10 protein-coding genes are annotated in these 11249 nt (G+C 65.3%); 3 read left to right on the forward strand and 7 right to left on the reverse strand.

What is annotated here, in order from left to right:
* Positions 1–2: 2 nt before the first annotated feature.
* Positions 3–638: a TetR/AcrR family transcriptional regulator gene (locus tag ACVJ19_RS41690; protein ID WP_453955314.1), complete on the reverse strand. Its 636-nt coding sequence runs from the start codon at positions 636–638 to the stop codon at positions 3–5.
* 673 nt (positions 639–1311) lie between these two features.
* On the opposite strand from ACVJ19_RS41690, the gene ACVJ19_RS41695 reads away from it, so the two are divergent.
* Complete coding sequence (locus ACVJ19_RS41695) at positions 1312–4716, forward strand: acyl-[ACP]--phospholipid O-acyltransferase (RefSeq protein WP_453954857.1); 3405 nt, start codon at positions 1312–1314, stop codon at positions 4714–4716.
* 5 nt (positions 4717–4721) lie between these two features.
* A complete protein-coding gene (locus tag ACVJ19_RS41700; protein WP_453954858.1) occupies positions 4722–5405 on the forward strand; it encodes an esterase/lipase family protein in 684 nt (227 codons plus the stop codon).
* On the opposite strand, the gene ACVJ19_RS41705 is transcribed toward ACVJ19_RS41700, so the two are convergent.
* The 5 genes from ACVJ19_RS41705 to tcuA all read right to left on the reverse strand — a co-directional run bounded on the left by ACVJ19_RS41705 (position 5398) and on the right by tcuA (position 9767).
* On the reverse strand, positions 5398–5964 hold the full coding sequence (locus ACVJ19_RS41705; protein ID WP_453954859.1) for a disulfide bond formation protein B: 567 nt from the start codon (positions 5962–5964) through the stop codon (positions 5398–5400). The two genes, ACVJ19_RS41700 and ACVJ19_RS41705, sit on opposite strands and share 8 nt — an antisense overlap.
* Before the next feature lie 10 nt (positions 5965–5974).
* Positions 5975–6133, reverse strand: a complete 159-nt coding sequence (locus ACVJ19_RS41710; RefSeq protein ID WP_453954860.1) for a DUF5993 family protein — start codon at positions 6131–6133, stop codon at positions 5975–5977.
* A gap of 72 nt (positions 6134–6205) precedes the next feature.
* Positions 6206–7312, reverse strand: a complete 1107-nt coding sequence (gene tcuB / locus ACVJ19_RS41715) for a tricarballylate utilization 4Fe-4S protein TcuB (protein ID WP_453954861.1) — start codon at positions 7310–7312, stop codon at positions 6206–6208.
* A gap of 4 nt (positions 7313–7316) precedes the next feature.
* Positions 7317–8345, reverse strand: a complete 1029-nt coding sequence (locus tag ACVJ19_RS41720; RefSeq protein ID WP_453954862.1) for an esterase — start codon at positions 8343–8345, stop codon at positions 7317–7319.
* Positions 8346–8375: 30 nt separating this feature from the next.
* Complete coding sequence (tcuA, locus tag ACVJ19_RS41725) at positions 8376–9767, reverse strand: FAD-dependent tricarballylate dehydrogenase TcuA (RefSeq protein WP_453954863.1); 1392 nt, start codon at positions 9765–9767, stop codon at positions 8376–8378.
* 158 nt (positions 9768–9925) lie between these two features.
* Between tcuA and ACVJ19_RS41730 the strand changes: the two genes are divergently transcribed.
* Positions 9926–10609: a GntR family transcriptional regulator gene (locus tag ACVJ19_RS41730; protein ID WP_453954864.1), complete on the forward strand. Its 684-nt coding sequence runs from the start codon at positions 9926–9928 to the stop codon at positions 10607–10609.
* Positions 10610–10618: 9 nt separating this feature from the next.
* Here ACVJ19_RS41730 and ybaK read toward each other — a convergent pair whose 3' ends face one another.
* Positions 10619–11092 carry a Cys-tRNA(Pro) deacylase gene (ybaK, locus tag ACVJ19_RS41735; protein ID WP_453954865.1) on the reverse strand — a complete coding sequence of 158 codons (474 nt, stop codon included), beginning with the start codon at positions 11090–11092 and terminating at the stop codon, positions 10619–10621.
* Between the last annotated feature and the right edge of the window lie 157 nt (positions 11093–11249).

Below are 11249 nucleotides of genomic sequence, written 5' to 3' on the forward strand. Positions count from 1 at the left end.
CCTCATCGAGACAGCCGTGCGCCGACCGGCAGAATGCCGAGGCCGGCGAGATGGGCGTCCACGAACTGCTCGACCTGCTGGCGCAGCATCTGGGGCGGCACGGCCACCATGCGCTCCTCGAGGCCGAGCGAGATGATGCCGTGCACCGCGGAGAACAGGGTGCGCGACAGCAGCGCGATCTTGACGTCGTCCGCATCCGGTAGCACCCGCACCAGGGGCGGGTGCATCAGCGCGAAGGCGTCCATCACCATCTGAAGGATGTCGTCCGGATAGGGCCGATCGTCCTCCATGCGGTGCTCGAACAGCGACCGCAGCAGATTGGCATGCTCCGCGAAGAATTCGAGATAGGTCTCGGCAAGCCCGTAGAGCTGGCGAACGGGATTCTCCGCCGGAACCCCGCGCAGCCGCGCCGTGAGCGCCTGAACGGTCTCCCGATTGACCGTCAGGATCACCCCGTCGAAGTCGCCGAACTCGTTATAGACGCTGCCGACCGAGCACCCTGCGGCCTCCGCGACGTCCCGAACCTTTAGTGATTTCAATCCCTTAGATGCAATAATGCCGCGGGCGATCTCCAGGATCTGGAGCCGGCGCCGATTTTTTTTCTGATCTCGCAGCGATTCTTCTTGAACATTGTTCATTTTCAAGCTACTCATGTGAACATTGTTCAATTTAACCCGGAGACCTGCAAAATGCAAACCCTCGCTGTTGATATCGCCGCCACCTTCATCGATGACGCCGCAGCCCTCGTGACCGGCCTCGGCCGGGCCCTGCTCAAGTTCGCGATGGCGCCGATCGATCGCATCGCCAACGCCTGCGACATTGCCGGCGTGCTCGCCGAGCGGCGCGCGACCTTCCGGATGTGGCGCGCCAACCGCGGCCGCGCCCGTCGCGATGGCCACAGGTTCAGCCTGCTTGGTCGCCTCTCGCCCTTTCGCCACCTCGCCCATCTCACCTGAAACGCGCGGGATGAAGCGGTTCGAATGCAAGAAAAGGCTGCAATGAAGGACTTACCATGTCCCGACATTCGCAGCCGATGTCGCGGGCCTTACCAATGCGGTTCAGTTTTTGCTCACGGCCCGTCGCATATCCGGGTCAGCGCGGCCCTTTCCGCCCAAAGCCGACGTGGCCGCGTCAGGAATTTGCGAACCTAACGAGACCATTTGGAGACCAACAGGATCAGAGGGACCAAGGGGACAGAGCAGACCGACGACAACAGTCACTCTGCAATCGTTCGTCCCACGCCCTTCCGGTCGTGACACTTTCACCGCCAACGTATCAACCTCAGGCTGCCTTTCCAAAACAGGACTAGTCATGATCAGGGAATTGATGTCGTCACGCCGCTTCGCGCCGCTGTTCTGGGCGCAATTCTTTTCGGCGCTCAATGACAACGTGCTCAAGAACGCACTCGTCATCATCCTGCTTTACAGCGCCGCGACCGGTCACGGCGATGCGCTGGTGACGGTGGCAGGCGCCGTCTTCATCTTCCCCTATTTCATCCTGTCCGGGCTCGGCGGCCAGCTCGCCGACAAATACGTCAAATCCGTCGTCGCGCGGCGGCTCAAATTCGTCGAGATCTTCGCCGCGGGCTTTGCCGCCGCCGGCTTCTTCCTACATTCGGTGCCGCTGCTGTTCGCAGCGCTCGCGCTGTTCGGCACCATCGCCGCCCTGTTCGGCCCCGTGAAGTACGCCATGCTGCCGGACCAGCTCGAGCTCGGCGAGCTCGCGACCGGCAACGCGCTGGTCGAAGGCGCGACCTTCATGGCGATCCTGCTCGGCACCGTCGCCGGCGGCCAGTTCGTGGCGGGCTCCGCGCATATGGGCTGGGTCGCATCGGCCGTGGTCGTGCTGGCCCTGTTGTCCTGGGCGTTCGCCTCCCGCATTCCGCAGACAACGCCGTCCGCGCCCGATCTGCCCGTCGATGCCAATCCCTGGACCTCGACGCTCAGCCTGCTGAAGACACTCTACGCCGACCACCGCCTGTGGGACGGCACCGTGATCGTCTCCTGGTTCTGGCTGGTCGGCGCCATCGTGCTGTCGTTGCTGCCGGCGCTGATCAAGGAGGTGGTCGGTGGTACCGAGGGCGTGGTGACGCTGTGTCTTGCGATCTTCGCGATCGGCATCGCGATCGGCTCGCTGTTTGCCGCAAGCCTGAGCCACGTTCGTCCCAACCTCGCGCTGGTGCCGATCGGCGCCATCATCATGGGGTTTGCCGGCCTCGATCTCGCCTGGGCCATCGGTGTGACCACCAAGGGCCAGGACATCACCGCGGTCGATTTCGCGACCTCGTTCGCGGGGCTGCGCATGCTGGCCGACTTCGTCGCCTTCGCATTCGGCGGTGGCCTGTTCGTGGTCCCGTCCTTCGCTGCGGTCCAGGCCTGGTCGGTCCCCTCCGAGCGCGCCCGCATCATCGCCGCCGGCAACGTGCTGCAAGCCGCCTTCATGGTGATCGGCTCGCTGTTCGTCGCGCTGCTGCAGGCGGGCGGGCTGCATGTCGGCTGGATCTTCTTCGGCCTCGGCGTTGCCAGCTTCGGCGCGGTGTGGTTCGTGCTGACCAAGTGGGGCAAGGAAGGCGTGCGCGATGCTGGCGGACTTTTGTTCCGCGCGCTGTTCCGTACCGAGGTGCGTGGCCTCGAGAATTTGCCGCCTCCGGGCACGCGCATGCTGATCGCGCCCAACCATGTCAGCCTGATCGACGGCCCGCTGCTGCACGCCGTCCTGCCGATCGACGCGAGTTTTGCGGTCGATACCGGCATCGCGAAGGCCTGGTGGGCCAAGCCGTTCCTGCGCGTGGTCAAGCACTACACCATGGACCCGAGCAAGCCGCTGGCCGCACGTGACCTGATCAAGCTCGTTGCCGCCGGCGAGCCTGTCGTCATCTTCCCGGAAGGGCGCATCACCGTCTCCGGCTCGCTGATGAAGGTCTATGACGGCACCGCGATGATCGCCGACAAGGCCGACGCGGTGGTCGTTCCGGTCCGCATCGAAGGCGCACAGCGCTCGCATCTCAGCTACCTCAACAGCAGCCAGATCAAGCGCTCGTGGTTTCCGCGCGTGACGGTCACCATCCTGCCTCCGGTCAAGCTGCCGGTCGATGCATCTCTGAAGGGCAAGGCGCGCCGCAATGCCGCCGGCGCCGCGCTTCAGGACGTGATGATCGATGCGATGGTGAAGAACGCCATGCTCGATCACACCCTGTTCGAGGCACTCGGACACGCCTATCGCGATCGCGACACCGGCAAGGTGATCATCGAGGACGCGCTCGGCACCAAACTGACCTATCGCAAGCTGATCCTCGGCGCACAGGTTTTGAGCCGCAAGCTGGAGACTGGCACCGCGGCCGGCGAGAATGTCGGCGTGCTGCTGCCGAACTCCGCGGGCGTCGCCGTCGTCTTCATGGCGCTGCAGAGCATCGGCCGCGTCCCGGCCATGCTCAACTTCTCGGCCGGCCCGGTCAACGTCCTCGCTGCCATGAAGGCGGCGCAGGTCAAGACCGTGCTGACCTCAAAAGCCTTCATCGAGAAGGGCAAGCTCGACAAGCTGATGGCCGCGATCTCCGCGGAGGCCCGCGTCGTCTATCTCGAGGACTTTCGCGCCTCGATCGGCACAGCCGACAAGATCAAGGGCCTGCTCGCAGGCACCGCGCCGCGCGTGTCCCGCCAGGCCAACGATCCGGCCGTCGTGCTGTTCACCTCGGGTTCGGAAGGCACGCCGAAAGGCGTGGTGCTGTCCCACCGCAACATCCTCGCCAACGCGGCGCAGGCGCTGGCGCGGGTCGACGCCAACGCCGATGACAAGGTGTTCAACGTGCTGCCGGTGTTCCACTCCTTCGGGCTGACCGGCGGAATGATGATGCCGATGCTCGCGGGCATTCCGATCTACATGTACCCCTCCCCGCTGCACTACCGGATCGTGCCGGAGCTGATCTACCAGACCGGCGCCACCATCCTGTTCGGCACCGACACGTTCCTGACCGGCTATGCTCGCTCGGCGCATGCTTACGACTTCCGCACCCTGCGCCTGGTGATCGCCGGCGCCGAGGCGGTGAAGGACCGCACGCGGCAGGTGTTCATGGAGCGTTACGGCATCCGCATCCTCGAAGGCTATGGCGTCACCGAGACGGCGCCGGTGCTGGCGATGAACACGCCGATGGCCAACCGCCCCGGCACCGTCGGCCGCCTGTCGCCGCTGATGGAAAGCCGCCTCGATCCGGTCCCGGGCATCGAGGAAGGCGGGCGCCTCTCGGTGCGCGGGCCGAACGTGATGCTCGGCTACTTGCGGGCCGAAAATCCCGGCGTGCTCGAAAAGCTTCCCGAAGGCTGGCACGACACCGGCGACATCGTGGCGATCGACTCCGCGGGCTTCATCACCATCAAGGGCCGCGCCAAGCGCTTCGCCAAGATCGCGGGCGAAATGGTCTCGCTGTCGGCGGTCGAAGCCGTCGCGACGGCGCTGTGGCCGCAGGCCGCTTCGGTCGCGGTGTCGATCCCGGACCCGCGCAAGGGCGAGCGCATCGTGCTGCTGACGACGGAGAAGAATGCCGAGCGCAGCGCGATGCAGGGCCAGGCCAAGACGATCGGAGCCTCCGAGCTGACCGTGCCCGCAACGATCATGGTGGTCGACAAGGTGCCGCTGCTCGGCACCGGCAAGACCGACTATGTCACGGCGACGACGATGGCCCGTGAGCAGGCGTCCTCGCCGGAGCGCGAGGTGGCATAAATCAGATGCGCGAGGCGCCTCAATCAGGCGACGCGCGATGCCCCGGAGTGGTTCTGCTTCACGGCATCGCGCGGACCTCGGCATCCCTGACGAAGCTGGAGCGGGCGCTCCAGGCGAGCGGGTTCACGACACTCAACATCGATTATTCCAGCCGCAGCAAGCCGATCGCGGCCATCGCGGACGACATTCATCCGGCGATCGCGCGCTTCGCCGAACGTGACGCGCCGCTGCATTTCGTCGCGCATTCGATGGGCGGCCTCGTCGCGCGCGCTTATATCGCAAGACACCGCCCGGCCCGGCTTGGCCGCCTCGTCATGCTGGGCACGCCGAACAGCGGCAGCGAGGTCGCCGATCTCCTGCGGGAATTTTTGCCCTACCGCGCATTCTACGGGCCAGCCGGCCTCGAGCTCACCACCACCCCTGCGACCGCGCCGAATGCCCTCCCCGCCATCGACTATCCGGTCGGCGTGATCGCCGGAAATCGCTTCATCGATCCCGTCGCCGGCCTCTTCGTTCTGCCGAAACCGAATGACGGGCGCGTATCGGTGCAAAGCACAATGCTGGCCGTCATGGCCGACCATGTCGTCGTGAAGGCATCCCATACCGGACTTCCGCGTCACGCCGCCGCGATCGAACAGACGATCGCCTTCCTGCGCGACGGCCGCTTCCGCGCCGCCTCTGTCACCTGAGCAGGAGATAGCGGACCGGGTTGTCGTCGCACTGGCCCGCCCCGCACTCCAGCACGGTGGACAGGAGATTTGCGGCAACCAGCAACACGAAGATTGCGAAGACCGTGTTGGATGCGAGCCCGGTCATGGGCGCGTCCCCCTCTCGCCCGCCGGTCGCATCCTTCAGGACAAAGACCAGCGCGACATAACACACCACACCTACCGCCGCGACGAGCGCCCAGGTGTAGAAGTGCATCCCGAACAAGGCCGAGCCATATCCGGGATCGCCGGGCGCCAGATGCAGCGACACCTGTCGCATCGCAACGAAGCCGGTGACGAGGCTGGCTATGAGGATCATCGCATAGTGCGACGGGCGCTCACCGAGGCGCAGGTTGAACAGGAAGCCCATGCCGATTGTGATGAACCCAGCCCGTTGCAGCAGGCAGAGCGGGCAAGGCAATTCGCCCAGCGCAAGTTGGTAGGTGAACGCGACCATCAGGATCAACGAGATCCCGAGCAATCCCAGCATATTCAGGATCAGGCCGACCGGTCGTAGCTCGCTCGTCTCCACGGTGCTCATCTCGACACCGTCAGAAAGAGAACTTCAGGGGATCGGTCGCATGGTGGAAGAACCAGGCGACTGTGACGGCGAGCGTTGCGCTCCAGAGCGCATAGCTCAGTCCCGCACGCGAACGCCAGACGCACGCGCAGCCTGCGAGAGCCAACAAGAATGGCAGAAACATGTACATGGGCGCAGGCTCCTTGCGCGATTCGCGCATCGCGGGAACGGAGCCAAGAGATACGTCAGCGCCGCGTCCCCCTCAAGAGCCGGCTTCGCTGCCGCGCTCCTGCGCGTAACGCACCAGCGCGGCGAAGCGATAAATGCCATGCACGAACTTGCCATAGGGCATGGTGATGAACAGCGCGAACACGGCGCCGAGGTGCAGCGCGAGCAGCGGCCCCATCGCGGCAGTCTCGCGCAAGATGAGCAGCAGCATGCCAGTGATACCGGTCAGTAACAGCATGGCGATGAAGCCGACGTCCATGCCGTAACGGCTCTCGTCGAGCAACGCCGGATCGCGCCGCATCCTGGCTGCGAACAGGCCGATCGGCCCGATGATCAGACCGATGCCGCCCAGCGTGCCGAGCACGACCGGCAGGTCCCACCACGGATACGGCGCCTCGCGCCCCAGCAGATAGTGATAGAGCGTTGCGACCGAGGTCGCGGCAAAGCACAGCAGGAAGCCGTAGAAGGTCAGGTGGTGATACAGCTTGCGTCGGTCAGTCGGCTTGTCGTCCTCATTGTAGCAGCCGACACCGCCGCCATGGAGATAGCGCAGCTCGCCGGCATCGCCGATCGCCTGGAAGATCGAGCCCCCGTCGGCGCGTCCGCCGATCGGCGAACCGATGGCGCGCCAGAACGCGCGCACGCCCATGACGAGGGCCAGGATGGCATAGAGAAACGCGGCGCTGAACAGCGCCGCCATCGCATTGTGCGGCATCAATTTGTAGAAGGCGCCAGGGCCGGTGTGAACACCGAACAGCACGCTGCGGTCGTTGAGCGCGGCGAAGCCGAGGATGAAGGCCGCCATGCTGAGTGCGGCGACGATGCTGATGACGAGGCCGTTGCGCGCAAAGGCGCCAGAGAGAGCCTGCGGCCAGGCATAGGCCGCATAGGACTCGGCACGCGCGACCGCCAGCGTCTTGGGGACGTTGACGTCGAACTCGTGCGGCGGCGAGAACTGGCAATCGACGTAGCAGGCTCCGCAGGAATGGCAGAGATTGGCGAGATAGTTGAGATCGCCGTCGGAGAAGGCGCGCCGCATCTCCATCGCTGGAAACACCGCGCACAATCCCTCGCAGTAGCGGCAGGAATTGCAGACCGTCATCAGACGGTCGGCCTCGTCGAGGATTCTGGTTCCGTGCATGGGTCTACTTTGCCAGGCCTTTTGCCTCGAGCCATTTCTGGATCAGGCCAGCGACCTCGAGGTTGTTCTTGTCCATCATCACCATATGCGAATTGCCCTTGATGCCGGCCTGCGGGAGGTCGACGATGTCGACGCTTCCGCCGGCCGCCCTGATGGCGTCCGCGAAGGCGACGCCGTTGGCGCGGATCTTGGGCCAGCGGGCATCGCGCTCGATATAGTCGCCATAGATGATGAGGGTCGGGATGTTCTTCAGCACATCCGCCTTGGCGGGATCGCCGATGCCGGCCGGCTCGATCGCGATCAGTGCCTTGACCTTGTCGGGCCGGGCTTGCGCCACCTTGAAGCCGAAGCTGCCGGCCTGGCTGTGGAACAGGATCACCGACGGACCGACGCGATCGATCTCGGCGATGTAGGCGGCGACGGTCGCATCATCCGTCGTGGTCCAGCGCGGCACGCTTTGCTTGACGAAGTTCTCGTAGCCCGCGACCGGAAACTGGTTGCCCGGCAGCACCTTCCGCTTGGCGGGATCGGGATCGTAGGAGTTTGGCCCATCGCCGATGCGGAAACGCTCGAACGGGTTGGCCGTGGTGAGGAAGACCGGCTCGCTCTTGAAGATATCTGGATATTGCGCCCAGCCTGCGCGTCCGCGCTCCACCGCGTCGGAATTGTAGACTGCCCATCCCTTGCGCAGAAAGTAGTTCAGCCAGCCCTCGCGTCCGTCGGGCGTGGTCTCGTAGGTGACGCCGGTCAGTCCGCCGCCGTGCCACATCAGCAGCGGATAGTTCCCCTTCTCGTTGGCCGGCAGGAAATACTGCACGTACATCTGCTCGACCTGGTACGTGCCGTTGGGATCGACCTTGGCCGGCACGCCGCCGGGCGTGAACATGACCTCCTTCACCGGCTTGCCGGAGATTTCGACGAGACGCCCGCCGACATGGAACGATCCCATGTCGCGCAGGGTGATCGGCTCGGCAGCGTGGGCGTGGCCGGCGATCAGCAGCGCCGTGATCGAGGCAATGGCAATGCGCGACATGGTTTCTCCCTTTGTCTTTTTTGTTGATCCCTAGTTCTTCGCGTGGCGCGCCGCTTCCCGTCCGGCGATCCGGCCGAATACGCTACCGATGGTCATGCCCATGCCGGCCGCATAGCCCTTGCCGAGCACATTACCGGCCATGATCTCGCCGGCCGCGAACATGTTCGCGGACGACTTGCCGTCGGCCATCAGCATCCGCGCCTCCTTGTTCACGCGCGTGCCGAGATAGGTGAAGGTGATGCCGGGCCGCACCGGATAGGCGAGATAAGGCGGCGTCTCGATCTTGCGCGCCCAGTGCGTCTTGGCTGGCGTGATGCCCTCGGTCACGCAGTCGTCCAGGATCGTGTGGTCGAAGGTGCCGGGGCGCACCGCGGCGTTGAACTCGGTGATGGTCTTCTCCAGCGCGGCCGGATCGAGTTCGAGCTTTCCGGCAAGCTCGGCAATCGTCTGCCCGGCGATCGGCGGGAACAACGTCGGCATGAAGCTCGTGACGACGGTCGAATCGAAGATGATGTAGGCGATCTGGTCGGGCTGGGCCGCGACCAGCCGGCCCCAGATCGCGTAGCGCTTCGGCCAGATGTCCTCGCCCTCGTCATAGAAGCGCTGGGCGTGCTTGTTGACGACGATGCCGAACACGACGGAGTCGTGACGGGTGATGATGCCGCCGTCGAATTTCGGCGCGCGGGCGTCGATCGCGACCGCATGACACTGCGTGGGATCGCCGACCTCCTGCACGCCCTTGTCCAGCAGCATCTTCAGGATCGAGCCGCGGTTATAGGGCGTGCCGCGGATCAGGAAATTGTCGGCGGCTTCGCCCCAATATTGCTTCAGCCATTCGATGTTGGCCTCGAAGCCGCCGGCCGCGGCGACCAGCGAGGTCGCGCGGATCTCGGTCTCGCCCCTGATCGGCCGCTCGAGGCGCGCTGCGAGGAACATGCCGTCCTCGATCACGAGGTCGGTGACCTCGGCGTCGTATTCGACGTCGACGCCGAGCCGTTCAGCGGTCAGGTACAGCGCGTTCAGCATCGCGCGTCCGCCGCCGAGGAAGAAGGAGTTGGTGCGGCCGAGGCTCAGCGTACCGCCGAGCGAGGGCTGCCAGCGCACGCCCTGCTCCACGATCCAATTCAGGATGTCCTTGGACTCGCGGATCATGTGGCGCGCGAGCACCTCGTCGGTCTGCCCGCCGGTGACGCGCAGCAGATCCTCCCAAAACTCTTCCTCGGTGTAGGGGCCGGTCAGGATTTCGGTCGCCGCGTCATGGGCGCAGCGCATGTTGCGGGTGTGGCGGGTGTTGCCGCCGCGGTAGAATTTTGGCGCGCCTTCGAGCACGAGGACGGAGGCACCGCCGCGCCGGGCGCTGATCGCCGCGCACAGTGCCGCGTTGCCGCCGCCGATCACCAGCACGTCGTATTTGCTGCTCATGCCGTCTGTCCGAAGCGACGAAGTTGGAGACATTCTGCCGCCCGCCGGCGCGGATCAACCGCGCCGCCATTGCGTACTTTTGTATACAAAGATATACAGAAACGGTGCAAGCGACATCTCTGCATGGGCAGGATGCGCTCGGCGGCCGACGAGGATGCATGGCCAGACGCCCGGCAAAGACAGGCGGATCAATCGGACGCGGCGGCGGTGTGGCGCTCGGTGAAGCCGTGTTCCGCTCGCTCTGCGAGGCGCTGCAGGCCGGCAATTACCGCGCCGGCGACCGCCTGCGCGAGGAGGAGGTCGCGCAGCGGCTCAAGGTCAGCCGGACGCCGGTGCGGGAAGCGCTGGGCCGGCTCGCGGCGCGCGGCTTCGTCGAGCCCGCCGGCGGCCGCGGCCTGATCGTGCGCAACCTCGACATCTCCGAGGTGCTCGAGCTCTACGCCATGCGCGAGATCATGGAGGGTGCCGCCGCGCGCCTTGCCGCCGAGCATGCCTCGGCCACGGAAATCGACGCACTCAGGGATATCGAGCAGGCCTTTGTCGAGGCGTCAGAGACCGACGCCGCCGAGATGGCAAGACTCAACCGCGCCTTCCACGAGGCCATCTGCCGCGCCGCGCGCAACCGCTATCTCGACAGCGCTTCGCGGGAGTTGCAGGACTGGATCGCCCTGCTCGGCCCGACCACTTTCACCGTGACCGGACGCCCCAAGACCAGCCACGGCGAGCACCAGGCCATCATCGACGCGATCGCCGCGCGCGACGGCGACAAGGCCGAGCAATTGGCACGCGCGCATATCCGGGAAGCGCTACGCTGCCGGCTGAAGCTGTTGCAGAAACAATAGACGAGAGGCTCACGCGAGCACGTCCGCAACGACCGCCTTCAAAACATCCCTGACGTCACCGGGCTTCAGCCGCACCTGCAAGCCGCGCTGGCCGCCATTGAGATAGACCAGGTCATGCGCGAGCGCGCTCTGCTCGATCACGGTGCGCACGGGCTTGCGCTGCCCGAACGGGCTGATGCCGCCGACCTTGAAACCGGTGACGCGTTCGGCCTCCGGCGGCTTCATCATCTGCGCCGACTTGCCGCTCGCCGCCGCCGCGAGCTTCTTCATCGAGACCTCCTGGTCGGACGGCACGACCACGCAGACCGGCTTGCCGTCCACCAGCGCCATCAGCGTCTTCAGGACACGCGCCGGGTTCTCACCGAGCGCGGCGGCGGCCTGCAGCCCGATGCTTTCGGCGTCGGGATCGTAGTCGTAGGTGTGGACGGTGAAGGCAACGCCGGCGGCGTCAAGCGTGCGCGTAGCTGGGGTGACTTTGGACATGGGTGATGTGTAGCATCGGTGCGGCCAGCGGCGAAGTGCCGCCGCACCTTCAGCTGTCGTCCTGGCGAAAGCCAGGACCCATTACCCCAGGATAGCGTTTGGCGAAGACTCGTGGTGCGCGGTACTATGACCGACCCCAATCGATAGATCACGCGGT

Source organism: Bradyrhizobium sp. USDA 376 (assembly GCF_054063675.1).

What these genes read in the sequence shown, in the direction of transcription:
- ACVJ19_RS41705 (WP_453954859.1), bottom strand. Translation starts at nt 5,964, where the DNA reads ATGAGCACCGTGGAGACGAGCGAGCTACGACCGGTCGGCCTGATCCTG.
- ACVJ19_RS41720 (WP_453954862.1), bottom strand. Translation starts at nt 8,345, where the DNA reads ATGTCGCGCATTGCCATTGCCTCGATCACGGCGCTGCTGATCGCCGGC.
- ACVJ19_RS41690 (WP_453955314.1), bottom strand. Translation starts at nt 638, where the DNA reads ATGAACAATGTTCAAGAAGAATCGCTGCGAGATCAGAAAAAAAATCGG.
- ACVJ19_RS41710 (WP_453954860.1), bottom strand. Translation starts at nt 6,133, where the DNA reads ATGTACATGTTTCTGCCATTCTTGTTGGCTCTCGCAGGCTGCGCGTGC.
- tcuB (WP_453954861.1), bottom strand. Translation starts at nt 7,312, where the DNA reads ATGCACGGAACCAGAATCCTCGACGAGGCCGACCGTCTGATGACGGTC.
- ybaK (WP_453954865.1), bottom strand. Translation starts at nt 11,092, where the DNA reads ATGTCCAAAGTCACCCCAGCTACGCGCACGCTTGACGCCGCCGGCGTT.
- ACVJ19_RS41700 (WP_453954858.1), top strand. Translation starts at nt 4,722, where the DNA reads ATGCGCGAGGCGCCTCAATCAGGCGACGCGCGATGCCCCGGAGTGGTT.
- ACVJ19_RS41695 (WP_453954857.1), top strand. Translation starts at nt 1,312, where the DNA reads ATGATCAGGGAATTGATGTCGTCACGCCGCTTCGCGCCGCTGTTCTGG.
- ACVJ19_RS41730 (WP_453954864.1), top strand. Translation starts at nt 9,926, where the DNA reads ATGGCCAGACGCCCGGCAAAGACAGGCGGATCAATCGGACGCGGCGGC.
- tcuA (WP_453954863.1), bottom strand. Translation starts at nt 9,767, where the DNA reads ATGAGCAGCAAATACGACGTGCTGGTGATCGGCGGCGGCAACGCGGCA.